The sequence below is a fragment of the Streptococcus infantis ATCC 700779 genome, assembly GCF_000187465.1.
GTDB lineage: Bacteria > Bacillota > Bacilli > Lactobacillales > Streptococcaceae > Streptococcus > Streptococcus infantis.
In genome coordinates this window covers 1123320-1148393 of sequence record NZ_GL732439.1, presented here as the reverse complement: position 1 = coordinate 1148393, position 25074 = coordinate 1123320, and the positions used below count along the sequence as shown (strand labels likewise).

Annotated in this window: 20 protein-coding genes, 1 tRNA gene and 1 other annotated feature; of the genes, 19 read left to right on the top strand and 2 right to left on the bottom strand. The window is 39.7% G+C overall.

The features are described from left to right. Positions 1–63: 63 nt before the first annotated feature. The 15 genes from HMPREF9423_RS08110 to pyk all read left to right on the top strand — a co-directional run bounded on the left by HMPREF9423_RS08110 (position 64) and on the right by pyk (position 18690). Positions 64–2514, top strand: coding sequence for a bifunctional DnaQ family exonuclease/ATP-dependent helicase (locus tag HMPREF9423_RS08110; protein ID WP_006148858.1), 2451 nt, complete (start codon positions 64–66; stop codon positions 2512–2514). Between the two features lie 33 nt (positions 2515–2547). After that, positions 2548–3771, top strand: a complete 1224-nt coding sequence (locus tag HMPREF9423_RS08105; RefSeq protein WP_006148857.1) for an FtsW/RodA/SpoVE family cell cycle protein — start codon at positions 2548–2550, stop codon at positions 3769–3771. A 10-nt stretch (positions 3772–3781) separates the two neighbouring features. Beyond that, the gene (locus tag HMPREF9423_RS08100; protein WP_006148856.1) at positions 3782–4330 is read left to right on the top strand and encodes a DJ-1 family glyoxalase III; all 549 of its coding nucleotides are present in this window, start codon (positions 3782–3784) and stop codon (positions 4328–4330) included. 110 nt (positions 4331–4440) lie between these two features. Further along, entirely contained in the window at positions 4441–5004 is a 564-nt protein-coding gene (locus HMPREF9423_RS08095; protein ID WP_006155616.1) for an HAD family hydrolase, read from the top strand. 14 nt (positions 5005–5018) lie between these two features. Then, positions 5019–6965 (top strand): DNA topoisomerase (ATP-hydrolyzing) subunit B, encoded by a 1947-nt coding sequence (gene gyrB, locus HMPREF9423_RS08090; protein ID WP_006148854.1) that lies wholly within the window; start codon positions 5019–5021, stop codon positions 6963–6965. A gap of 80 nt (positions 6966–7045) precedes the next feature. Further along, positions 7046–8773, top strand: coding sequence for a septation ring formation regulator EzrA (gene ezrA, locus HMPREF9423_RS08085; protein WP_006148853.1), 1728 nt, complete (start codon positions 7046–7048; stop codon positions 8771–8773). 115 nt (positions 8774–8888) lie between these two features. Then, on the top strand, positions 8889–10283 hold the full coding sequence (gene pgdA, locus HMPREF9423_RS08080) for a peptidoglycan-N-acetylglucosamine deacetylase PgdA (RefSeq protein WP_006148852.1): 1395 nt from the start codon (positions 8889–8891) through the stop codon (positions 10281–10283). A gap of 88 nt (positions 10284–10371) precedes the next feature. Continuing rightward, positions 10372–10502, top strand: a sequence feature (ribosomal protein L20 leader region). A gap of 15 nt (positions 10503–10517) precedes the next feature. After that, positions 10518–11048 carry a translation initiation factor IF-3 gene (gene infC, locus HMPREF9423_RS08075; RefSeq protein WP_004253871.1) on the top strand — a complete coding sequence of 177 codons (531 nt, stop codon included), beginning with the start codon at positions 10518–10520 and terminating at the stop codon, positions 11046–11048. 33 nt (positions 11049–11081) lie between these two features. Further along, complete coding sequence (rpmI, locus tag HMPREF9423_RS08070) at positions 11082–11282, top strand: 50S ribosomal protein L35 (protein WP_001125942.1); 201 nt, start codon at positions 11082–11084, stop codon at positions 11280–11282. 49 nt (positions 11283–11331) lie between these two features. After that, positions 11332–11691: a 50S ribosomal protein L20 gene (gene rplT, locus HMPREF9423_RS08065; protein WP_000124834.1), complete on the top strand. Its 360-nt coding sequence runs from the start codon at positions 11332–11334 to the stop codon at positions 11689–11691. Between the two features lie 56 nt (positions 11692–11747). Further along, a complete protein-coding gene (gene gloA / locus HMPREF9423_RS08060) occupies positions 11748–12128 on the top strand; it encodes a lactoylglutathione lyase (RefSeq protein ID WP_004253875.1) in 381 nt (126 codons plus the stop codon). A gap of 209 nt (positions 12129–12337) precedes the next feature. Next, positions 12338–12772 (top strand): hypothetical protein, encoded by a 435-nt coding sequence (locus HMPREF9423_RS08055; RefSeq protein WP_006148849.1) that lies wholly within the window; start codon positions 12338–12340, stop codon positions 12770–12772. A gap of 157 nt (positions 12773–12929) precedes the next feature. After that, positions 12930–16031 carry a DNA polymerase III subunit alpha gene (locus HMPREF9423_RS08050; RefSeq protein ID WP_006148848.1) on the top strand — a complete coding sequence of 1034 codons (3102 nt, stop codon included), beginning with the start codon at positions 12930–12932 and terminating at the stop codon, positions 16029–16031. A gap of 80 nt (positions 16032–16111) precedes the next feature. Further along, positions 16112–17119, top strand: a complete 1008-nt coding sequence (gene pfkA, locus HMPREF9423_RS08045; protein WP_006155619.1) for a 6-phosphofructokinase — start codon at positions 16112–16114, stop codon at positions 17117–17119. A gap of 65 nt (positions 17120–17184) precedes the next feature. Then, positions 17185–18690 carry a pyruvate kinase gene (gene pyk, locus HMPREF9423_RS08040; protein WP_006148845.1) on the top strand — a complete coding sequence of 502 codons (1506 nt, stop codon included), beginning with the start codon at positions 17185–17187 and terminating at the stop codon, positions 18688–18690. Between the two features lie 311 nt (positions 18691–19001). Here the strand turns inward: pyk and HMPREF9423_RS08035 are convergent. Both HMPREF9423_RS08035 and HMPREF9423_RS08030 read right to left on the bottom strand, forming a co-directional pair. Further along, positions 19002–19074, bottom strand: a tRNA-Thr gene (locus tag HMPREF9423_RS08035). 106 nt (positions 19075–19180) lie between these two features. Continuing rightward, on the bottom strand, positions 19181–19930 hold the full coding sequence (locus HMPREF9423_RS08030) for a lysophospholipid acyltransferase family protein (RefSeq protein ID WP_006155618.1): 750 nt from the start codon (positions 19928–19930) through the stop codon (positions 19181–19183). A gap of 131 nt (positions 19931–20061) precedes the next feature. Between HMPREF9423_RS08030 and HMPREF9423_RS08025 the strand changes: the two genes are divergently transcribed. From HMPREF9423_RS08025 to HMPREF9423_RS08010, 4 genes are all read left to right on the top strand, one after another. Next, positions 20062–22398, top strand: a complete 2337-nt coding sequence (locus tag HMPREF9423_RS08025; protein WP_006155609.1) for a cation-translocating P-type ATPase — start codon at positions 20062–20064, stop codon at positions 22396–22398. Between the two features lie 101 nt (positions 22399–22499). Next, a complete protein-coding gene (locus HMPREF9423_RS08020; protein ID WP_006148840.1) occupies positions 22500–23177 on the top strand; it encodes a tRNA (adenine(22)-N(1))-methyltransferase in 678 nt (225 codons plus the stop codon). Next, positions 23164–23961 (top strand): Nif3-like dinuclear metal center hexameric protein, encoded by a 798-nt coding sequence (locus HMPREF9423_RS08015; RefSeq protein WP_006148839.1) that lies wholly within the window; start codon positions 23164–23166, stop codon positions 23959–23961. The genes HMPREF9423_RS08020 and HMPREF9423_RS08015 overlap by 14 nt, the downstream gene beginning before the upstream one ends. A gap of 16 nt (positions 23962–23977) precedes the next feature. Continuing rightward, complete coding sequence (locus HMPREF9423_RS08010) at positions 23978–25072, top strand: NAD(P)/FAD-dependent oxidoreductase (protein ID WP_006148837.1); 1095 nt, start codon at positions 23978–23980, stop codon at positions 25070–25072. Positions 25073–25074 lie beyond the last annotated feature (2 nt).

The window sequence follows — 25074 nt, the reverse complement described above, 5'->3', positions numbered from 1 at the left end:
CTTGACTCTTCAAATAAAGTTCAGGGATGTCAAATGGTGCAAATTTTGATATAATTTTTAGTGATGAATTTTAGAAATAATCGGTATGTGGTTGTAGATTTAGAAGCAACAAGTACCGGAAGCAAGGCAAAAATCATCCAAGTGGGAATTGTAGTCATTGAAGATGGTGAGATTGTTGAACAGTATGCTACTGATGTCAACCCTCATGAACGCTTGGATTCTCATATCAAAGAATTAACGGGTTTGACTGATAAACGTTTGGCAAAGGCTCCAGAGTTTTCTCAGGTGGCTGAAAAGATTTTTGAACTGGTCAAAGACGGTATTTTTGTTGCGCACAATGTTCAATTTGATGCTAATTTATTGGCAGAATTCCTCTTTTTTGAGGGTTATGAATTGCGCACGCCTCGTATCGATACAGTGGAATTGGCTCAAATATTTTACCCTCAGCTTGAGAAGTATAATCTCGGCATTCTTTGCCAAGAGTTGGGGATTCCTCTAGAGCAAGCCCATTCAGCTCTATCTGATGCCCAAGCAACAGCAGAACTCTTTCTTTGTATGAGACAAAAGATGTTTGGACTGCCAAAAGGGTTGTTGGAGCGATTATTGAGTTTATCAGACAGTTTACTCTATGAATCTTACATAGTCATCGAGGAGGTTTATCAGAAGCAGTCTCTTCTCGTTGAGCATGATTTGGTAGAAGTGCAGGGCTTATTCTTAAGAAAAGAAAAGCCAGTCCTTTCTCCACGCAAACTCTCAAAAGATTTCCAAACTAATATTGCCTTGCTAGGTTTGGAAGAGAGAAGTCAACAAGAAGAATTTGCCCAAAAGGTTCAAGAGTTTTTACAAGGGGAAGCCATTTCCTTTATTCAGGCTCAAACAGGAATTGGGAAAACCTATGGTTACCTGCTGCCGGCCTTGTCACTTGAGAATGAAGAGGGAATCCTACTCAGTGTTCCGACTAAAATCCTTCAAAATCAGGTGATGCAAGAGGAGGCTAAAAAACTAGAAGAGATTTTCCATATCTCTATTCATAGTCTTAAAGGTCCTCAGAATTACTTGAAGCTAGATGCCTTTCATGCAGCGCTAGAGGAAGAAGAGTCCAATCGTTTGTATACTCGTTTCAAGATGCAACTTCTAGTTTGGTTGACAGAGACAGATACAGGAGATTTAGACGAAATTGGTCAGCTATATCGCTACCAGCAGTTTTTACCGAACTTGGTTCATGATGGCAACCTTCACAAAGACTCTCTCTTTTGGCTAGAGGATTTTTGGAAACGAGGTCAGGACAAGGCTCGTTCTTGCAAGTTGCTTGTGACCAATCATGCTTACCTCGTTACTCGACTTGAAGATGATCCTAGTCTCTTAGAAGGGCGTCTCTTGATTTTAGATGAAGCCCAGAAAATCTTGTTGACATTGGAAAATCTTTCTCGAAAATCTTATTTGCTAACAGATTTGGTGGAGCAACTAGATCAAGCTCTATTGAGGGAAGAAGGTATGCTTCAAAGACGCTTGCTAGAAAGTATTCGTTTTGAAGTTTCTTACCTACTCGATCAGTTTCTATCTGGTAAACGGAAGATGTGCCCAGCTAGTAGCATTGACAAGCTCCGCCAAGATTTTTCTGAGTTGAACTTACCAGAATTTAAAGACTATCAGAGATTTTTTACATCTGAGGGAGAATTTTGGTTATCGACTTCAGATGTGTCTAGTAAGAAGGTTGAAATCACTTCTAGTCGCAATCATCGTTTGCTCTTTTCTCAGATTTTCCCAGAATCCTGTCAACTTTTAGGAATCTCTGCAACCCTTGAAATTAGTAGTAGGGTTTCTTTACCAGAATTGTTAGGTTTTCCTCAAGCGGCCTTTTACTGCATGGACGAACAGTTTCAGGAAAATCAGGAAATCTTGGTGGTGAATGATTTTCCGTTGGTGACAGAAACTTCATCTGAGGAATATGCACAAGCAATTGGAGAAGTTCTAGAAGAATTATTCCAGCTTGAAGAACCCATTCTAGTTTTATTTACTGCAAAAGATTTATTGTTGCAAGTTTCAGATGCTTTGAGGGTTCCCCATCTGGCCCAGTACAAGCACGGAGAACCAGCCCAATTGAAAAAACGCTTTGAAAGAGGCGAGCGTGAGCTCTTGCTTGGGGCGGGAAGTTTTTGGGAAGGTGTCGATTTTTCAAGACATCCTCGAGTGATTGAAGTGGTGACACGTTTGCCTTTCCAAAATCCAGAAGATCCCTTTACTAAAAAGATGAATCAAGAACTGCGTTTGGAAGGGAAGAATCCTTTTTACGATTACCAGCTTCCTATGGCAATTATTCGCCTCAAGCAAGCGATTGGACGAACCATGCGTCGAGTGGGGCAATGCTCTGCAGTTCTGATTCTAGATAGCCGCATGGCAAGTAAACGCTATGGTAAGCAAATCAGCAAGTCTTTGGCTCGAAGCAATCGTGTTAGAGTCATTAGCCGAGAGCAAGTATTCTCAAAAGTTCAAGAATTTTTAAATAAACAATGAAATGAATACCTGAAAGAATGAAGGAGGCCTTTTATGAAACGTTCTCTCGACTCTAGGGTCGATTATAGTTTAATATTACCAGTATTTTGTTTGTTGGTGATTGGAGTTGTAGCTATTTATATAGCAGTTAGTCATGACTACCCAAACAATGTTTGGCCCATACTTGGACAACAACTGGCTTGGATATCGCTAGGGATTGTTTTTAGCTTCATAGTCATGTTTTTTAACACAAAATTTCTCTGGCAGTCCACACCTTATTTATATGGACTCGGTCTAGTCTTGATGGTCTTGCCTTTAGTCTTCTACAACCCGAGTTTAGTAGCTGCAACTGGTGCGAAAAACTGGGTATCAATCGGTGGTTATACACTCTTTCAACCCTCCGAATTCATGAAGATCTCCTATATTTTAATGCTGGCATACGTTATCGTAACCTTTACCAAGAAACATAAAGACAAAGAACGAACGATTGGCCTAGATTTTCTATTGATTTTGTGGATGATCGTTTTCACGATGCCAGTTATGGTTTTACTAGCCTTGCAAAGTGACCTTGGAACAGCTATGGTTTTTGTTGCAATCTTTGCAGGACTTGTCTTATTGTCTGGTGTTTCTTGGAAGATTATTATTCCAATTTTTGTAGCAGTTGTATCGGCGATTGCAGGCTTCCTAGCAATCTTTATCACAAAAGACGGGCGTGCCTTTATGCACCAAATTGGGATGCCGACATATCAGATTAATCGTATCCTTGCTTGGCTCAATCCCTTTGATTATGCCCAAACGACTACTTATCAACAGGCTCAGGGTCAAATCGCGATTGGTAGCGGTGGTATCTTTGGTCAAGGCTTTAATGTGTCTAATCTCCTTATTCCAGTCCGCGAGAGTGATATGATTTTCACAGTAATTGCGGAAGATTTTGGATTTATTGGTTCAGTTGTAGTGGTTGCACTATACCTACTGCTCATCTATCGCATGTTAAAGATTACCCTAAAATCCAATAATCAATTTTATACCTACATCTCAACTGGATTTATCATGATGCTCTTGTTCCATATCTTTGAAAATATAGGTGCGGTTACTGGTCTTCTCCCTCTGACAGGGATTCCTTTGCCCTTTATTTCCCAAGGGGGATCCGCTATTATCAGTAATCTAATTGGTGTCGGTTTGCTGTTATCGATGAGCTACCAAACTCATTTAGCTGATGAAAAGAGTGGTCGAACAAGATTCAAACGTAAAAAAGTCGTGTTGAAAAAAGTGAAATAAGGAGGTCGCTATGCCTAAAGTTGCAGTTATCCTAGCAAATGGTTTTGAAGAAATTGAAGCCTTGACGGTCGTAGACGTCATGCGCCGCGCAAATATCACCTGCCATATGGTAGGATTTGAAGATAAAGTGACAGGTTCACATGCTATTCAAGTTCAAGCTGATCGAGTGTTTGACGGTGATTTATCAGAGTATGACATGATTGTCCTTCCAGGAGGTATGCCTGGTGCTGCCCACTTGCGGGACAATGAACAATTAATCTCTGAACTTCAAAAATTTGAGAAAATTGGTAAAAAGGTGGCAGCTATCTGTGCTGCTCCAATCGCTTTGAATCGAGCGGGTCTCCTAGAAGGAAGAAACTTCACCTGCTATGATGGAGTCCAAGAACAAATTGCTGACGGTCACTACCACAAAGAAACAGTCGTAGTGGATGGAAATATCATTACGAGTCGTGGACCAGCAACAGCTTTAGCCTTTGCTTACCACTTGGTTGAAATACTAGGAGGAGATGCTGAGTCTCTAAGAAATAGCATGCTCTACACAGACCTATTTGAAAAATAATGAACAAACGGAGGAGAATCTTTCTTGATGGAGAAGATTCTTCTCTTTTTTAATGGCAAAAACCAAGGTAAACATCGCTTTTTTTTATAAAAAATGGTATAATGAAGGGTATGAAATATCACGATTACATCTGGGATTTAGGTGGAACCCTGCTTGATAATTATGAAACTTCTACAGCAGCTTTTGTAGAAACATTAGCAGAGTTCGGGATTGAGCAGGAACACGATAGTGTTTACGAGGCTTTGAAGGTTTCGACTGCCTTTGCCATCGAAAAGTATGCTCCAGCTATTGAAAACTTTCTTAAAAAATATAAGGAAAATGAAGCCCGTGAGCTGGAGCACCCAGTTTTGTTTGATGGGATTCCTACTCTTTTAGAAAATATTTCGGACCAAGGTGGCCGTAACTTCTTGGTTTCTCATCGAAACGATCAGGTATTGGAGATTCTAGCGAAAACTGAGATAGCTCCTTACTTTACAGAAGTAGTGACGGCTAGTTCAGGTTTTAAACGCAAGCCTGATCCTGAATCGATGATTTATTTACGTGATAAGTATCATATAACGTCAGGTCTAGTCATTGGTGACCGTGCCATTGATGTAGAAGCAGGACATGCTGCAGGCTTAGATGCCTATCTCTTTGAGGATGTTGTGTCCTTAAAACAAGCAATAGACATGTAAGAAAAAGGGGAAAAATGACAGAAGATATTAAAAACCAACAGGCACAAGATTATGATGCCAGTCAAATTCAAGTTTTGGAAGGTCTGGAAGCTGTTCGTATGCGTCCAGGGATGTATATTGGTTCAACTGCCAAAGAAGGTCTTCACCACCTAGTCTGGGAAATCGTAGATAATTCTATTGATGAGGCCTTGGCAGGATTTGCTAGTCATATCGAGGTCTTTATTGAACCTGATGATTCCATTACAGTTATCGATGATGGTCGTGGAATTCCAGTTGATATCCAAGAGAAAACAGGACGTCCTGCCGTTGAAACAGTCTTTACTGTTCTTCACGCCGGAGGTAAATTCGGCGGTGGCGGATACAAGGTATCTGGTGGACTCCATGGTGTAGGGTCATCGGTTGTAAATGCTCTTTCTACTCAGTTGGATGTTCGCGTTCATAAAAATGGAAAGATTCACTACCAAGAATACCGTCGTGGACATGTTGTTGCAGACCTTGAGGTGATAGGGGATACGGATAAAACAGGAACAATCGTTCACTTTACTCCAGACCCAGAAATTTTTACTGAGACAACGACATTTGATTTTGATAAATTAAATAAACGGATTCAAGAGTTAGCCTTTTTGAACCGCGGGCTTCAAATTTCTATTACTGACAAACGTGAAGGACTTGAACAAACCAAGCATTATCACTACGAAGGTGGGATTGCGAGCTACGTTGAGTACATTAACGAAAACAAGGATGTTATCTTTGATACACCAATCTACACGGATGGTGAAATGGAAGATATCACAGTCGAAGTTGCGATGCAGTACACAACGGGCTACCACGAGAATGTCATGAGTTTCGCTAACAATATTCATACCCATGAAGGTGGAACACATGAGCAAGGTTTCCGTACAGCCTTAACTCGTGTTATCAATGACTATGCTCGTAAAAACAAACTTCTAAAAGATAACGAAGATAACCTAACAGGTGAGGATGTCCGTGAAGGATTGACAGCCGTTATCTCTGTGAAGCATCCAAACCCTCAGTTTGAAGGACAAACTAAGACTAAACTTGGAAATAGTGAAGTTGTGAAGATTACCAATCGCCTCTTCAGCGATGCATTTTCTGACTTCCTTTTGGAAAATCCACAGATTGCGAAGCGCATCGTTGAAAAAGGGATTTTGGCTGCCAAAGCGCGTGTTGCTGCCAAGCGTGCGCGTGAAGTTACACGTAAGAAATCTGGTTTAGAAATTTCAAATCTTCCAGGAAAATTAGCGGACTGCTCATCAAACAATCCAGCTGAAACTGAACTTTTCATCGTCGAAGGAGACTCTGCAGGAGGTTCTGCAAAATCAGGACGTAATCGTGAGTTCCAAGCCATCTTACCAATTCGTGGTAAAATCCTTAACGTTGAAAAGGCAACTATGGATAAAATCCTTGCTAATGAGGAGATTCGCAGTCTTTTCACAGCTATGGGAACAGGATTTGGCGCTGAGTTCGATGTTAGCAAAGCTCGCTATCAAAAACTTGTTATCATGACAGATGCCGATGTCGATGGCGCCCATATTCGTACTCTCTTGTTAACTCTGATTTATCGTTATATGAAACCTGTTCTAGAGGCTGGTTATGTTTATATCGCTCAACCACCAATTTACGGTGTCAAAGTTGGTAGTGAGATTAAAGAGTATATTCAACCTGGAGCAGACCAAGAAATCCGCCTACAAGAAGCCCTAGCTCGCTATAGCGAAGGTCGTTCTAAACCAACCATTCAACGTTATAAAGGTCTTGGAGAGATGGATGACCACCAACTTTGGGAAACTACTATGAATCCTGAACATCGTCTCATGGCTCGTGTATCAGTAGATGACGCAGCAGAAGCAGATAAGATTTTTGATATGCTCATGGGTGATCGAGTAGAACCACGTCGAGAATTTATCGAAGAAAACGCTGTTTACAGTACTCTTGACGTATAAAAATATTGGGAAATAGTTCCCAAGGTTTGAAAAATATGATATAATCATTACAATTGTGTCATGTATAAAAGGAGTTTGATATGTCAAATAATCAGTTGATTATTACTTTGATTGGAATTGCAGTCCTGCTTCTTATTGCTTTTGCAGTAGCAATTTTGCTACGTAAACGAAATGAGAGTAGACTTGTAGCTTTAGAAGAAAAAAAAGAAGAACTATATAACCTTCCTGTTAATGATGAGGTAGAGGTTGTAAAAAACATGCATCTGATTGGTCAAAGTCAGGTTGCTTTTAGAGAATGGAACCAAAAATGGGTAGATTTGTCTCTTAACTCTTTTGCAGATATTGAGAATAATCTCTTTGAAGCTGAAGGATACAATAACTCATTCCGTTTCTTGAAAGCTAAGCACCAGATAGATCAAATTGAAAGTCAAATCCAACTTGTTGAAGAAGATATTGCAGCAATTCGCAATGCCTTGTCTGAGTTGGAAAAACAAGAGTCAAAAAATAGTGGACGTGTTCTGCATGCCCTAGATTTATTTGAGAAACTACAAAACACTGTAGCTGAAGATCCTGAAAAATATGGTCAAGCTCTTCCAGAAATTGAAAAACAATTGGAGAACATCCAATCTGAGTTTTCTCAATTTGTAACTTTGAATTCATCAGGGGATCCGGTTGAAGCAGCAGGGATTTTAGATAACGCTGAAAATCATATTTTGGCTTTGACACATATCGTTGAAAGAATTCCAGCGATTGTCACTAAGCTTACTACTGAATTGCCAGAACAACTTGAAGATTTAGAAGCTGGTTACCGCAAGCTTTTAGATGAAAACTACCATTTTGTAGAAACTGATATCGAATCTCGTCTTCAACTTCTCTATGAAGCCTTGAAGAATAATCACGAAAATATCCGTACATTGGAGTTGGATAATGCAGAGTATGAAAACACTCAAATCCAAGAAGAAATCAATGCACTTTATGATATTTTCACTCGTGAAATTGCAGCCCATAAAGCTTTTGAGAAATTGGTAACTACCCTTCCTACCTATCTTAAACACTTGAAAGAAAACAATCAGGTACTAGTTAAAGATATCGAACGTCTTGGAAAAACCTATTTGATTTCAGAAAGCGATGTGAATCGAGTTCGTCGTCTTCAAGCTGATATCTCAGCCTTGAATGCTACTATTGAAGAAATGACTCATGCAGAGTCAGAAGTTTCAGAAGCATATTCTGTATTACAAGAACGTCTGGAAAATCTCCAATCTACATTAAAAGATATTGAAGATAACCAAATCGGTGTTAGTGAACGTCTCGTTCAAATTGAAAAAGATGACATCAATGCTCGTCAAAAAGCAAATGTATATGTCAACCGTCTGCATACGATTAAACGCTACATGGAGAAGAGAAATCTTCCAGGAATTCCACAAAAATTCTTGAAGCTCTTCTTTGATGCAAGTCACAGTACAGAAGACTTGATGGCTGAGTTGGAACAAGCGCAAGTGAATATCGAATCTGTTAATCGCATCCTTGAGATTGCGACAAATGATATGAATATGTTGGAAGAAGAAACATACAGTATCGTTCAAAATGCAACTTTGACAGAACAATTGCTTCAATATTCGAACCGTTATAGATCATTTGATGATCGTATTCAACAAGCTTTCCAGGAAGCTTTGAATATCTTTGAAACAACATTTGATTATCAAGCATCTTTCGAAAAAATCTCTCAAGCATTAGAAGTTGCTGAGCCTGGTGTTACCAATCGCTTCGTTACTTCTTATGAAAAAACAAGAGAAAGTATTCGTTTCTAATTTATAAAGGAATCCTAGATTTTTCTAGGGTTCTTTTACTTTTCTTTACCTATTTTAAATCTTTCCCTGCCATGTTTTCATTGAAATTATAGCTCATATTTGATATGATAAGACTATGACAAAAAAGAGATTACCCCAGAATAAAGTAAAGAAGAAAAACAATAAAAAACTTGGCATTCTTGTCTTGCTTTTGTTTTTCACAATGCTAGCACTCGGTGGTGTGATTGCCTATAAAGTGCTGAATAAACAAGCCTTTGAACAGAAGATTGAGAGTCTCAAGAAGGAAAAAGATGACGCCTACTCCCAAGGAAGTCAAAAAGAGCATTTCCGCAAAGAGAAATCGGAAATTATCACCTATTATCCACTAGTTGGAGACAGCCTTATTTCCCCTGTCAAAGATATCATCGTAAAAGACATCACTGACAAAGTAGAAGGTAAAGAACAGTTAATTTTTTATTACTCAGAAAAAGGGGATTCCTCTTTAACTGGGGTTGAAAATCGTTTGATTAAAAAACAGGCCTATGACTTAGCAAATTCTAATGTCGTTGAATTAGAAAATACTACTTTAGACCAGCTGTATCTGAAAGAGGATGGCTCTATCTTTACCTTGGATCAACTCTTTACAGACCCATCCACAGCTAAAGAAAAAATCCTTGAGGGTGTTAAGTCAGCTCTCCAAGATAAAAAAGTAGATCAATCAGTAGTTGACCAAGTTTTAGCTGATTTCTCAGCTGCAGAATTGTCAAGCTGGAAGTTTGCTTACAAAGATAGTCAATTGGTTCTATATCCAGTCAAAGCAATGACTAATGTAGAAGAAATAGCAATGCCTATTTCAGATTTCTTTGACTATATTCAAACATCCTATCTAACAGAAAAAGATGCTGAACTTTATAAAAAAGTTCAAGCAGAAAAACATAAAAAAGTGGTAGCTCTTACCTTTGATGATGGTCCCGATGGCAATACAACACCACAAGCCTTGGATATCTTAGCTAAGTACAAAATCAAAGCTACCTTCTTTGTCCAAGGGAAAAATATTGCAGGTAATGAAGCTATCCTCAAACGTATGCAGGCTGAGGGGCATGAAGTCGGAAATCATAGTTGGAACCATCCAGTTTTAACACAACTCTCATTAGAAGATGCTAAGAAACAAATTACGGATACAGAATCAGCAATCACTAGTGTTCTCGGAAAGAGTTCAAAATTGATGCGCCCACCATACGGTGCCATCTCAGATGATATCCGTAATAGTCTCGATTTGAGCTTTATTATGTGGGATGTCGATAGCTTAGACTGGAAGAGTAAAAACGAAGCTGCTATTTTAACAGAAATTCAACGTCAGACGACTGATGGTTCTATTATATTGATGCATGATATTCACCAGACGTCAGTAAATTCACTACCAAAAGTTATTGAATATTTGCAGGGACAAGGGTATAGCTTTGTTACAGTCTCTGAGTTACTAGGGAATCATGTAAAACCACATGAGATATACTATTCTCGTAACCAATAGTTGAAATTAAATTCAAATATTAGAAAAGAATTAAAAAAGATTATTTTTATCTTGACAAGTAGGGAAAAACTTGATATCATATACAAGATGAGAAAAGCAGAAGTGAGAACTTCTCGCCTTGCGACTAACGTTGTCTGGCCCCTACAGATCAAGTTTCAGAAATGAACTATAATCATGTAGAGCGGATTTGCGTTAGCAAGTCCGCTCTTGTTTTTCTCTAAAATAAAAAAAGAGGTGAAAACCATAGCAAAGCAAGACTTATTCATCAATGATGAAATTCGTGTACGTGAAGTTCGCTTAATCGGTCTTGAGGGCGAACAATTGGGTATCAAACCACTTGGTGAAGCGCAAGCACTTGCGGACGACGCTAATGTGGACTTGGTTCTCATTCAACCTCAAGCTAAACCTCCTGTTGCGAAAATTATGGACTACGGTAAGTTCAAATTTGAGTACCAGAAGAAACAAAAAGAACAACGCAAAAAACAAAGCGTTGTGACCGTGAAAGAAGTTCGATTGAGTCCAGTTATTGATAAGGGTGATTTCGATACGAAACTTCGCAGTGCTCGCAAGTTCCTTGAAAAAGGGAACAAAGTGAAGGTTTCCATTCGCTTTAAGGGTCGTATGATTACCCATAAAGAGATTGGAGCAAAAGTTTTAGCCGATTTCGCTGAAGCAACTCAAGATATTGCTATCATCGAACAACGTGCTAAAATGGATGGTCGTCAAATGTTCATGCAGTTGGCCCCAGCAACTGACAAGAAATAATCTGTCAGAAAGTTAAAAAAAGGAGAAAATATCATGCCAAAACAAAAAACACACCGCGCATCAGCTAAACGTTTCAAACGTACAGGTTCTGGTGGACTTAAACGTTTCCGTGCTTACACTTCTCACCGTTTCCACGGAAAAACTAAGAAACAACGTCGTCATCTTCGTAAAGCATCTATGGTGCATTCAGGAGATTTCAAACGTATCAAAGCAATGCTTACTCGCTTGAAATAATCGCGTATTTGTAAGTTAACAATTCTAGGAAATATTGGAGGAAATATAAATGGCACGTGTTAAAGGTGGCGTTGTATCACGCAAACGTCGTAAACGTATTTTAAAATTAGCAAAAGGTTACTATGGAGCTAAACACATCTTGTTCCGTACTGCAAAAGAACAAGTAATGAACTCTTACTACTATGCATACCGTGACCGTCGTCAAAAGAAACGTGACTTCCGCAAATTGTGGATCACACGTATCAATGCGGCAGCTCGTATGAACGGACTTTCATACTCACAATTGATGCATGGTTTGAAATTGGCTGAGATCGAAGTTAACCGTAAAATGCTTGCTGACTTGGCTGTTAACGATGCAGCAGCTTTCACAGCTCTTGCAGATGCAGCTAAAGCAAAACTTGGTAAATAATTATTCACAAGACTGGTGCAAATTTGTCCCAGTCTTTTTTAAACAAAGGAGAAAAAATGGCTTCAAAAATGTTACACACTTGCTTGCGAGTAGAAAATCTTGAAAAATCAATTGCTTTTTATCAAGATGCTTTTGGATTTAAGGAATTGCGTCGTCTGGACTTCCCAGAACACGCTTTTACGATTGTTTATCTAGGTCTTGATGGCGATGATTATGAATTGGAGTTGACTTACAACTACGATCATGGACCTTATGTTGTAGGTGACGGTTTTGCGCACATCGCTCTAAGCACACCTGACCTTGAGGCTCTTCATAAAGAACATAGCGACAAGGGTTACGAAGTGACAAATCCAAATGGACTTCCAGGAACACAACCAAACTATTACTTTGTCAAAGATCCAGATGGATACAAGGTAGAAGTGATTCGTGAAAAATAATAAAAACTCCTCATTTTTCAAATTGAGTTAGACCATTTCACCTGACTCAGAAAAACTTGATAGGGAGGAGTGTAGGTCATTTATGTTAGTTTCTTTCAGACAAATGTGTGCGTTTATCTGAGACTAACATAGATGGCTTTTTCTATCTAGCTTAATGTGACAAATTGGGATATAATAAAAATAACTTAACAAATTAGTTGGAGAAAAAAATGTCAGACCAAAATCCAAATGTAGAGCTAAACAAAGAAGAAGATAAACTAATTGTAGAGGATAATTTAGTTAAAAATACGGAGAATGGTCCAAAAGCAGTCAAGAAACCTTCGGCTCTTCTGTCTTTCTCATTTTATTTGGCACTTGCCTATATTCTTCTATTTATAACTCTTGCTTTATTTACTGCTCCATGGGGAATTGTATTCTTGATTTTTCTAGGTCCTAATTTAATTGCATACGCTATAGCAACTTTTTTAACTAGGATAGGAATCAAGAAAGTAAATAGAAAGTTCTTGTATGCGAGTGCAGGATTTTATCTGCTTTCCGGACTTTTAGCATTCGACCCGGATTGGCGGATGTTTAGGGTTTTTCCTTATCTCTCACTAGTCCTAGTTCTAATCGGGATATTTTTAACGAAAGATACAAGTAACTAAGTTAAAAAAGCTAGGCGCAACTCTTCTTCGAATTTATTTCATCTCATAAAACCATAGCCTTTAAGGCTGTGGTTTTTTAGTTTCATGATTAGAAAGAAATTGTGCTTCTATTTTTTAAAATGGTATAATAGAAAAAGAAAAAGGGAGGTGAGAAAGAATGATTGCCCAACTGGATACGAAAACTGTCTATAGTTTCATGGAGAGTATGGTTTCAATCAAGAGATATGTTAGCCTTGGGAAAAAATATGGCTATTCATCACTTGGCATCATGGATGAAGACAATCTCTATGGAGCCTATTATTTCATCAAAGAATGCCAAAAACAGGGGATACAGCCTTTATTAGGTCTTGAGATGACTGTTCATCATAAAGATAAATGGATCAATCTACGCTTTTTAGCCCTGTCAAACCGAGGTTATCAAAACCTGATGAAGCTGTCGTCTTTAAAGATGACAGGTAAAAAAGAATGGACTGATTTCTCTTCCTACCTTGAAGATATTTGTGTCATTGTTCCTTACTATCCTGAAATTGATTCCGTGGACTTAGGGCATGACTACTATATCGGAGTGTATCCAGATACACCTCAATCGAATTTTTCTCACCCCATTCTCCCTCTTTATCGTGTTAACTCTTTCGAGTCTGAGGATTTAGAAGCTCTACAGATGCTTAAAGCGATTAAAGAGAACGTGACCTTGAGAGAGGTTGATGTTCAATCTCAACAGGGCTTGTTTTTGCCTGCTGAACGTCTTGAACAGTTTTTTCTAGAGAAGTTTCCAATCGCACTGGATAATCTTGCAAGATTGGTCAAGGATACTTCCTACGAGATTGATAGTAGTCTCAAGCTTCCACGTTTCAATCCAGAGAGACCTGCTGTTGAAGAACTTCGGGAAAGAGCTATCAAGGGCTTGGAACAGAAAGGATTATGGAATCAGGTTTATCAGGTACGTTTAGAAGAAGAACTGTCTGTGATTCATGATATGGGATTCGATGACTATTTCTTGGTTGTCTGGGACCTTTTACGTTTTGGTCGGTCTCAAGGCTATTATATGGGGATGGGACGTGGTTCTGCGGTTGGAAGTCTAGTGGCCTATGCCTTAGATATTACAGGGATTGATCCTGTAGCTAAAAATCTTATCTTTGAGCGTTTCTTGAATCGTGAACGTTACACCATGCCAGATATTGATATTGATATTCCAGATATCTATCGCCCTGAGTTTATTCGTTATGTTCGTGACCGCTATGGTAGTATCCATGCTGCGCAGATTGTCACTTACTCGACCTTTGGAGCTAAGCAAGCCATCCGAGATATCTTCAAGCGTTATGGTGTCCCTGAGTATGAGTTGACAGCTATTACAAAAAAAATTGGATCTAAAGATACTCTAACGACAGCCTATGAAGGAAATCTTGGTTTTAGACAACTCATTCAGAGTAAGATGGAGTACCAAAAGGCCTTTGAAATTGCCAAAAAGATTGAAGGTTATCCACGACAGACTTCTATCCATGCAGCTGGTGTCGTTATCAGTGACAAAAATCTAACAGATTATATCCCTCTCAAGTATGGAGAGGATATGCTCATTACCCAGTATGATGCCCATGGAGTTGAAGGAAATGGCCTGCTCAAGATGGATTTCTTGGGTCTACGAAACTTAACCTTCGCTCAAAAAATGCAGGAGCTCTTATATGAAACTCAAGGTATTTCACTAAGAATTGAGGATATTGATCTTGAAGATAAGGCAACCTTAGCCCTCTTTGCAGCTGGTAAGACAAAGGGAATCTTTCAGTTTGAACAACCTGGGGCTATTCGCTTATTGAAGCGCGTGAAACCACAAAATTTTGAAGAAGTAGTAGCAACGACTTCCCTTAACAGACCAGGTGCGAGTGACTATATCGACAACTTTGTGGCTCGAAAACATGGTAAAGAAAAGGTGACGGTTCTGGACCCTGTGCTAGAAGATATTTTAGCTCCAACCTATGGCATCATGCTTTATCAAGAGCAAGTGATGCAAGTAGCTCAACGCTATGCAGGTTTCAGTCTTGGAAAAGCCGATATGTTACGTCGTGCTATGGGGAAAAAAAATGCGGCCGAGATGCATCGGATGGAGGAGAGTTTTATCCAAGGCGCCCTCGAAAAAGGGCATGGACAAAAACAGGCTCAAGAAGTTTTTGCTGTAATGGAAAAATTTGCCGGTTATGGTTTTAACCGTTCGCACGCTTATGCATATGCTGCCTTAGCTTTTCAGCTTGCCTACTTTAAAACACATTTTCCAGCAATCTTCTATCAGGTCATGCTTAATTATGCCAGCGGGGATTATATTCTAGATGCGCTTGAAATGGGCTTTGAACTAGCTCCGCTTTCTATCAATACGGTTCCATATCAAGATAAGTTAGCTGATAAGACAATTCATCTAGGACTTAAGAGTATCAAGGGAATGCCTCGTGATTTTGCCTACTGGATTATCGAGCATCGTCCATTTAGCAGTGTTGAAGATTTTATCACACGATTACCCAAAAATTATAAAAAGATTAGCCTCTTAACCCCTTTAGTGGAAGTAGGTCTTTTTGATGGATTCGATAAAAATCGTCAAAAAATATTAACCAATCTACCAACTCTATTTATCTTTGTAGAAGAATTAGGTAGCCTCTTTGCGGATTCTAGCTATAGTTGGACAGATACAGAGGACTTTTCAAATATTGAAAAATTCCAAAAAGAGCAGGATTGGTTAGGTGTTGGAATTAGTCAACACCCATTGCTGGTTTTAGCGAAGAATCCTTTGTATCCAATTGTGAGTTTATCTGAGCTTTCCGAGGGACAGACAGCTACAGTGCTCGTTGAAATTCAGTCTATCCGAGTGATTCGAACTAAAAAAGGTGAAAACATGGCCTTTTTGAAAGTTACTGATAGTAAAACAAGTCTTGAAGTCACTGTTTTTTCTGAACAGTACCGCCAATTTAAAAACCTTTTGCACGAAGGAAGTTTTTATTACCTAAATGGAAAAGTTCAGGCTAGGGACGGACGTCTTCAATTAGTTTTAAATAATTTAAAAGAGGCAGTGAGTGAGCGTTTTTGGATTCAAGTTCCCAATCATGACCACGATTCTGAAATTTATCATATTTTAGATCAGTACAAGGGACAAATTCCTGTTGTCATTCGTTATGAAAATGAACAAAAGAATATTCTTTTGCCTGGTTATTTAGTTGCAAAAGACGCTGGCTTACAAGAATCTTTAAAACAGATTGTCATGAAAACGATTTATCGTTAAAAATCAATGAAAATAAAAGAATTTTAACTTTAAATATGGTATAATCAGTTAGAATGTTAAAGAAAAAGGAGCAAAACCAAATGAAACGTATTGCTGTTTTGACTAGTGGTGGAGACGCCCCTGGTATGAATGCTGCCATTCGTGCAGTTGTTCGTCAAGCAATCTCAGAAGGAATGGAAGTTTTTGGTATCTATGATGGATACGCTGGTATGGTTGCTGGTGAAATTTATCCACTTGATGCTGCTTCAGTAGGAGACATCATTTCACGTGGTGGTACTTTCCTTCACTCAGCTCGTTACCCTGAGTTTGCAAAACTCGAAGGTCAACTTAAAGGGATTGAGCAATTGAAAAAACACGGTATCGAAGGTGTCGTGGTTATCGGTGGTGACGGTTCTTATCATGGAGCTATGCGCCTGACTGAACATGGATTCCCTGCTATTGGACTTCCTGGAACAATCGATAACGATATCGTAGGTACTGACTTCACAATCGGATTTGACACTGCAGTAACAACTGCAATGGATGCAATCGATAAGATTCGTGATACATCATCAAGTCACCGTCGTACTTTCGTTGTTGAAGTAATGGGACGTAACGCAGGTGATATCGCTCTTTGGGCAGGTATTGCAACAGGTGCTGACGAAATCATCATCCCTGAAGAAGGCTTCAAATTTGAAGATATCGTAGCAAGCATCAAAGCTGGATATGAACACGGTAAAAAGCACAATATTATCGTTTTAGCAGAAGGTGTCATGTCAGCAGCTGAATTTGGTGAAAAACTAAAAGAAGCTGGAGATACAAGCGACCTTCGTGTAACTGAACTTGGTCACATCCAACGTGGTGGTTCACCAACAGCTCGTGACCGTGTATTGGCGTCACGTATGGGTGCACACGCTGTTAAACTCCTTAAACAAGGAATCGGTGGTGTCGCTGTCGGTATTCGTAACGAGAAAATGGTTGAAAATCCAATTCTTGGAACTGCAGAAGAGGGAGCTTTGTTTAGTTTGACAGCTGATGGTAAGATCGTTGTCAATAACCCTCATAAAGCTGACCTTGAACTCTCTGACTTGAACAAGAGCTTGTCATAATCAACTTTAACTAATCTGGTAAAATGACCATAAAAGGTCGAATTATATAAAGGAGTCACAAAATCATGAACAAACGTGTAAAAATCGTTGCAACCTTAGGTCCCGCGGTAGAAATCCGTGGTGGTAAAAAATTCGGTGATGACGGATACTGGGGTGAAAAACTTGACGTTGAAGCATCAGCTAAAAACATTGCTCAATTGATCGAAGCTGGAGCTAACACTTTCCGTTTCAACTTCTCACACGGTGACCACCAAGAACAAGGTGACCGTATGGCAACTGTTAAACTTGCAGAAAAACTTGCAGGTAAAAAAGTTGGTTTCCTTCTTGACACTAAAGGTCCAGAAATCCGTACTGAATTGTTCGAAGGTGATGCTAAAGAGTATTCATACAAGACTGGTGAAAAGATCCGTGTTGCTACTAAACAAGGAATCAAATCAACTCGTGAAGTGATTGCTTTGAACGTTGCAGGTGCGCTTGACATCTATGATGACGTTGAAGTTGGTCGCCAAGTATTGGTTGACGATGGTAAATTGGGTCTTCGTGTTGTAGAAAAAGATGACGCAACTCGTGAATTCGTTTGTGAAGTTGAAAATGACGGTGTGATCGCTAAACAAAAAGGTGTGAACATCCCTAACACGAAAATTCCTTTCCCTGCTCTTGCTGAACGTGATAACGCTGATATCCGCTTCGGTTTGGAACAAGGTATCAACTTCATCGCGATCTCATTCGTACGTACTGCTAAAGACGTCAACGAAGTTCGTGCAATCTGTGAAGAAACTGGTAACGGTCACGTTCAATTGTTCGCTAAGATCGAAAACCAACAAGGTATCGATAACTTGGACGAAATCATTGAAGCTGCTGACGGTATCATGATCGCTCGTGGTGACATGGGTATCGAAGTACCATTCGAAATGGTTCCAGTTTACCAAAAAATGATCATCACTAAAGTGAACGCTGCTGGTAAAGTTGTTATCACTGCAACAAACATGCTTGAAACAATGACTGAAAAACCACGTGCGACTCGTTCAGAAGTATCAGACGTATTTAACGCTGTTATCGACGGAACTGACGCTACTATGCTTTCAGGTGAGTCTGCAAACGGTAAATACCCACTTGAGTCAGTAACAACAATGGCTACAATTGACAAGAACGCTCAAACTCTTCTTAACGAATACGGACGTTTGAACTCAGATACATTTGAACGTAACTCTAAGACAGAAGTTATGGCTTCAGCGGTTAAAGATGCTACTAACTCAATGGACATCAAATTGGTTGTAACTCTTACTAAGACTGGTCACACAGCACGTTTGATTTCTAAATACCGTCCAAATGCTGATATCTTGGCATTGACATTTGACGAATTGACTGAACGTGGATTGATGTTGAACTGGGGTGTTATCCCAATGTTGACTGAAGCTCCATCATCAACTGATGATATGTTCGAAATCGCTGAACGTAAAGCAGTTGAAGCAGGTCTTGTAGAATCTGGTGACGATATCGTTATCGTTGCAGGTGTGCCACTTGGAGAAGCTGTTCGTACAAACACAATGCGTATCCGTACAGTACGTTAATCTAACATTAAAAACCTATCATATCAGGCTTTACAGCTTGTATGATAGGTCTTTTTTTGTTTCATAAGGTCCAGAACCCTATTCGTTTAAGAAAAGAAAAAAAACTCTCTGGAAAAACCAGAGAGTGTGAGAGGCATCTCCATGTGAGAAACTGGTTCACACAATTTCTCAAGGTCCGCTCCTGCGTTATGACCTCCTTTGCGCAATTGTAGCTCTCGCTACATATCGACTCATCGCAGACTTTATTTTACTATAGAGCCAATGCTTTGTCAAGAAAAAAACAGCTCCCCAGATAGGAACTGCTGAATTGATGCTAATTGCCGGGATCGAACCGGCGACCTCATCCTTACCATGGATGCGCTCTGCCTACTGAGCTAAATCAGCTTACTTTGAAAGTATACTATAGATTTAAGCTTTTGTCAATATGCTAATTAGTATGCTAACTCATTGGAAAAGCCCAAGTAATAAACTTGGGCCTGTGAAAATTAGACTATTGTAATTGCTCTCTCTTTTTATCTGGGTTCCAAACAAAACTTGCAACAAAGGTAAAGAGGATTGTCAAAATTCCGATTATAATTGCTAGAATCAAGGCAGGGATACGGATCAGCCACCACAGTGGATTTGGTTTTTTATTGTTGTGCCACTGTTTTGTTTCCTCATCCAGGCGTTGAAATTCAGATTGGATGCGGTCTGCAACCATCTCAATTCCCTCATCATTCATCTTTTTAATATCTGAGATATCAATCGGATTTCCGAAGTTCATATCAATACGTTCACGGCTGACAAGTCCTTTTAGAGTCATAGGACCAGTATAGGTAACTGGCATAATTCGAACCTTAGCCATCTTAGCGATGAGGGCTACACCACCCTTAACATCATTGGAATGACGACTACCACTCGGGAACATAATCAGTGAGCGCTTGCTCTTTTTAAGAACATTAATTGGATATTTGATAGCAGAAGAACCTGGGTTATCACGGTCGATAGGGAAAGCACCACACATGCGAATCCACCAACCAAAGATGCGATTTGAAAAGAGTTCTTTTTTTGCCATAAAGACAAATTGCTTTGGTTTTGTTGCAAAAGCCATATAGACTGGATCCCACCAGGTACGGTGTGGCGCAACAAGGATATAGTTTTCATCTAAACTTGGAATTTTTTCAGTATTGTGAAAGTGAGCATTTCCATTGATTGACCATAGAATCAACATAACCAGCCCACGCAGATAAGTATAAAACATGATGTCTCCTTCAGTTCTCTTTCTTTTATTATACCTTATCATACTAGGACAGGCAAATGTTTTTTGTTTAGGCGGAATAGCTTTTTATATGAAATTAGAAATATTTAAAAAAAAATGATATGATAGAATTTATGGATAAAAATAAAATTATGGGATTAAGCCAATCAGAAGTCAAAGATCGTCAGAAACAGGGACAGGTCAATGATTTCCAAGCTTCAGCTAGTACTAGTACATGGCAGATTGTGAAGAGAAATGTCTTTACTTTATTCAATGCTTTAAACTTTGCCATTGCCTTAGCGCTCGCCTTTGTTCAAGCTTGGAGCAACCTAGTTTTCTTTGCGGTTATCTGTTTTAATGCATTTTCTGGGATTGTAACCGAGCTACGTGCCAAACATATGGTTGATAAGCTCAATCTCTTGAATAAAGAAAAGATTTTCACTATTCGTGATGGACAAGAGATAGCTTTGGACCCCGAAGAACTTGTTTTAGACGATGTGATTCGCTTGTCAGCAGGAGATCAGATTCCAAGTGATGCCATTGTATTAGAAGGTTTTGCAGAAGTCAATGAAGCTATGTTAACGGGCGAGAGCGACTTGGTGCAAAAAGAAGTAGAAGACTTAATGTTGTCGGGTAGCTTTCTTGCAAGTGGTTCTGTCCTCGCTCAGGTACATCATGTTGGGGCGGATAACTATGCTGCTAAACTCATGCTTGAAGCTAAGACAGTGAAGCCAATTAACTCTCGTATCATGAAATCGCTAGACCAGTTAGCCGGCTTTACTGGGAAAATTATCATTCCTTTTGGTATTGCTCTCTTGCTTGAAGCCTTGGTCTTAAAAGGTCTGCCACTCAAGTCTTCTGTAGTCAATTCATCTACAGCTCTTTTAGGAATGTTGCCTAAAGGTATCGCGTTACTTACTATAACTTCGCTTTTGACCGCAGTGATAAAATTAGGACTTAAAAAGGTTTTGGTGCAGGAGATGTATTCTGTTGAGACCTTGGCGCGTGTGGATATGCTCTGCTTGGATAAGACAGGGACCATCACCCAAGGGAAGATGCAGGTTGAGACGGTCCTTCCTCTTACGCAAGCTTACGACAAAGATGCCATTGCCAAAATACTAACTAGTTATATGGCACACAGTGAGGATAAAAATCCAACAGCTCAAGCTATTCGAAAGCGTTTTGCGGGAGAGGTAGCTTATCCGATGATTTCTAGCCTTCCATTTTCAAGTGATCGAAAATGGGGAGCAATGGAGTTGGAAGGTCTAGGAACTGTTTTCCTAGGCGCACCGGAGATGTTGTTGGATGCTGAAGTTCCTGAAGCTAGAGAAGCTCTTGAACGAGGATCTCGTGTCTTGGTGTTAGCGCTCAGTCAAGAAAAACTTAACCATCACAAGCCACAAAAGCCATCTGATATTCAGGCTTTGGCTTTACTTGAGATTCTAGATCCGATTCGAGAAGGTGCTGCTGATACGCTAGACTATCTTCGTTCTCAGGAAGTGGGATTGAAAATTATCTCTGGTGATAATCCAGTCACTGTTTCAAGTATTGCCCAAAAAGCAGGTTTTGCAGACTATCAGAGCTATGTAGATTGTTCGAAAATTAATGATGAAGAATTGATAGCCATGGCTGAGGAAACAGCCATTTTCGGACGTGTCTCGCCTCATCAAAAGAAACTGATCATCCAAACTCTGAAAAAAGCAGGACATACTACAGCAATGACAGGGGATGGTGTCAATGATATCCTTGCTCTTCGTGAGGCAGACTGTTCCATTGTTATGGCTGAAGGAGACCCAGCAACTCGTCAGATTGCAAATCTGGTCCTCTTGAACTCAGACTTTAATGATGTTCCTGAGATTCTCTTCGAAGGTCGTCGTGTGGTCAATAATATTGCCCACATTGCTCCGATTTTCTTGATTAAGACAATCTATTCCTTCTTGCTAGCAGTTATCTGTATTGCCAGTGCTTTGTTGGGACGTACTGAATGGATTTTGATTTTCCCATTCATTCCGATTCAGATAACTATGATTGACCAGTTCGTGGAAGGATTCCCACCGTTTGTATTAACTTTTGAACGAAATATCAAACCTGTGGAACAAAACTTCCTCAGAAAATCCATGCTTCGAGCTTTACCAAGTGCCTTGATGGTAGTCTTTAGTGTTCTCTTTGTTAAAATTTTTGGAACCAGTCAAGGCTGGACCGACATTGAAATTTCGACACTTTTGTATTATCTATTGGCATCGATTGGTTTCATGTCTGTAGTTAGAGCTTGCTTGCCATTTAGCTTGTGGCGTGTGCTATTGCTTATTTGGTCAGTTGTAGGTTTCCTTGGAACAGCTCTATTCCCAAGAATCCAAAAATTGCTTGAAATTTCAACCTTGACTGGACAAACGTTGCCTGTTTATGGGGCCATGATGCTGGTCTTTATTGTGATGTTCATACTGACAAGTCGTTACCAAGTTAAAAGATAAAGAAAGACTGCAATCCATGATTGCGGTCTTTTTTAGGTGCAGGATTGCCAGATAAAATATGGTATAATAAAGGGAAATAGAGTTTTTGAAAGTGAGAGAAGATGATTTCAAAGAGATTAGAAACAGTTGCTTCTTTTGTTCCCCAAGGAGCTGTTTTGCTGGACGTCGGTAGCGACCATGCTTATCTACCTATTGAATTAGTTGAAAAAGGTCATATTGAAGCTGCCATCGCTGGTGAAGTTGTAGTCGGCCCCTATCAGTCTGCAGTTAGAAATGTTGAAAGTCATGGATTAGCTAATAAAATTCAGGTTCGTTTGGCAAATGGTTTGGCTGCTTTCGAAGAAAGTGACCAGATCTCTGTTATCACTATTGCAGGAATGGGTGGTCGTTTGATTGCTACGATATTAGAAGAGGGTTTTGACAAACTAGCCAATGTTGAGCGATTGATTCTTCAACCCAATAATCGTGAAGATGAGTTACGTAGCTGGTTACAAGAGCATGGATTTCAGATTGTAGCTGAAAGTATTTTAGAGGAAGCTGGAAAATTTTACGAGATTCTAGTTGTGGAAGCTGGAGAAATGAAATTGTCAGCAAGTGACACCCGTTTTGGTTCTTTTCTATCTAAAGAACTTAGCCCCGTATTTGTCCAAAAGTGGCAAAGAGAAGCAAGTAAGCTCGAATTTGCCCTTAGTCAAATCCCAGAAAAAAATCATGAAGAACGTCAAGTTTTAGTAGATAAAATTCAAGCCATCAAGGAGGTGCTCCATGAAAGCAAGTGAAGTGATTAAGCGTTATGAAACCTATTGTCCTCAAGAATTTTCTATGGAAGGCGATAATCGTGGACTGCAGATTGGAACTTTAGACAAGGACATCCAGAAAGTCATGGTTGCCCTTGATATACGTGAAGATACAGTGGCAGAAGCTATTGAAAAGGGTGTAGATTTGATTATCGTTAAGCACGCGCCTATCTTCCGTCCGATAAAGGACTTGGTAGCTAGTCGCCCTCAAAATCAGATTTATATTGATCTTATCAAGCATGATATTGCAGTCTACGTTAGCCATACCAATATTGATATTGTTGCAAACGGCCTTAATGACTGGTTCTGCCAACTATTGGATATTAAGGATACAACTTTTCTACAGGAAACAGGTCCTGAACGTGGCATCGGGCGTATTGGCAATATTAAACCTCAAACGTTTGACGAATTTGCTAGTCATGTTAAGGAAGTATTTGGTCTGGATAGCCTTCGTATGGTGTATTATAAAGAGACTGATTTGCAAAAAACAATCTCAAGAGTAGCTATTTGTGGTGGTAGTGGGCAGTCTTTCTACTCTGATGCTTTAGCAAAAGGAGCTCATGTTTACATTACTGGTGACATCTATTACCACACTGCCCAAGATATGTTGTCAGACGGCTTGTTGGCTCTGGATCCAGGCCACTATATTGAAGTTCTCTTTGTTGAAAAAATTGCATCGTTCCTGAATGAATGGAAGGAAGAGAATGCTTGGTCTCTAGAGGTTATCGCAAGTCAAGCGTCCACCAAACCATTCCATCATATCTAGTTAGAAGGTAAAGACAATGAAAAAAGTTGCCATTATAGGTGCAGGAATTGTAGGGGCCACAGCTGCCTACTATCTTTCTAAGGAAGCCGATATCGAAGTAACTGTTTTTGATTTTGGACATGGGCAAGCAACCAAGGCCGCGGCAGGAATTATTAGTCCCTGGTTTTCTAAACGACGCAATAAGGCTTGGTATAAGATGGCGCGCCTAGGAGCTGATTTCTATGTAGATTTATTAGCTGACCTAGAAAAATCGGGTCAAAAAGTTGATTTTTACCAAGGTTCTGGTGTCTTTCTTCTTAAAAATGATGACTCTAAGCTAGAGGAACTCTATCAACTAGCCTTGCAACGTAGAGAAGAATCTCCCTTGATTGGAGAATTAGCCATTTTGGACCAAGCGACTGCTAGTAACTTATTTCCCGGTCTAGAGGGATTTGAACGTTTACTCTATGCTTCTGGTGGAGCTCGAGTAGATGGGCAACTCCTAGTGAGTCGCTTACTGGGAGCTAGTCAAGTGAAGGTCATAAATAAAGAGGTCAGTCTAACCCCTCTATCATCGGGCTATCAGATAGACAATCAAATGTTTGACCAAGTCATCTTATCTACAGGAGCTTGGCTTGGCCACATCTTAGAGCCATTAGGATATGAGGTAGACGTTCGTCCTCAAAAGGGGCAACTCCGAGATTACCAAGTGCCACAAGATATGGGAACTTACCCTGTAGTTATGCCGGAAGGTGAGTGGGATTTGATACCATTTCCGGGCGGTAAATTATCTCTAGGAGCTACCCATGAAAATGACATGGGATTTGACCTAGCAGTTGATGAGAATTTGCTCCAACGAATGGCTGAAGCAGCAAGTTCGTTTTATCCTAGCTTAAAAGATGCAATGATAAGTGGTGAACGTGTGGGGATTCGTGCTTATACGAGTGATTTTTCGCCGTTTTTCGGACAGGTGCCAAACTTGTCAGGAGTATTTGTTGCGAGTGGATTAGGATCGTCAGGATTGACAACTGGACCCATTATAGGCTATCACCTAGCCCAAATGCTTCAAGGGGAAAGTGGAGTCTTGGATCCAGCGGATTATCCGACTGAAAGATATATTAAAGAGAAATAATC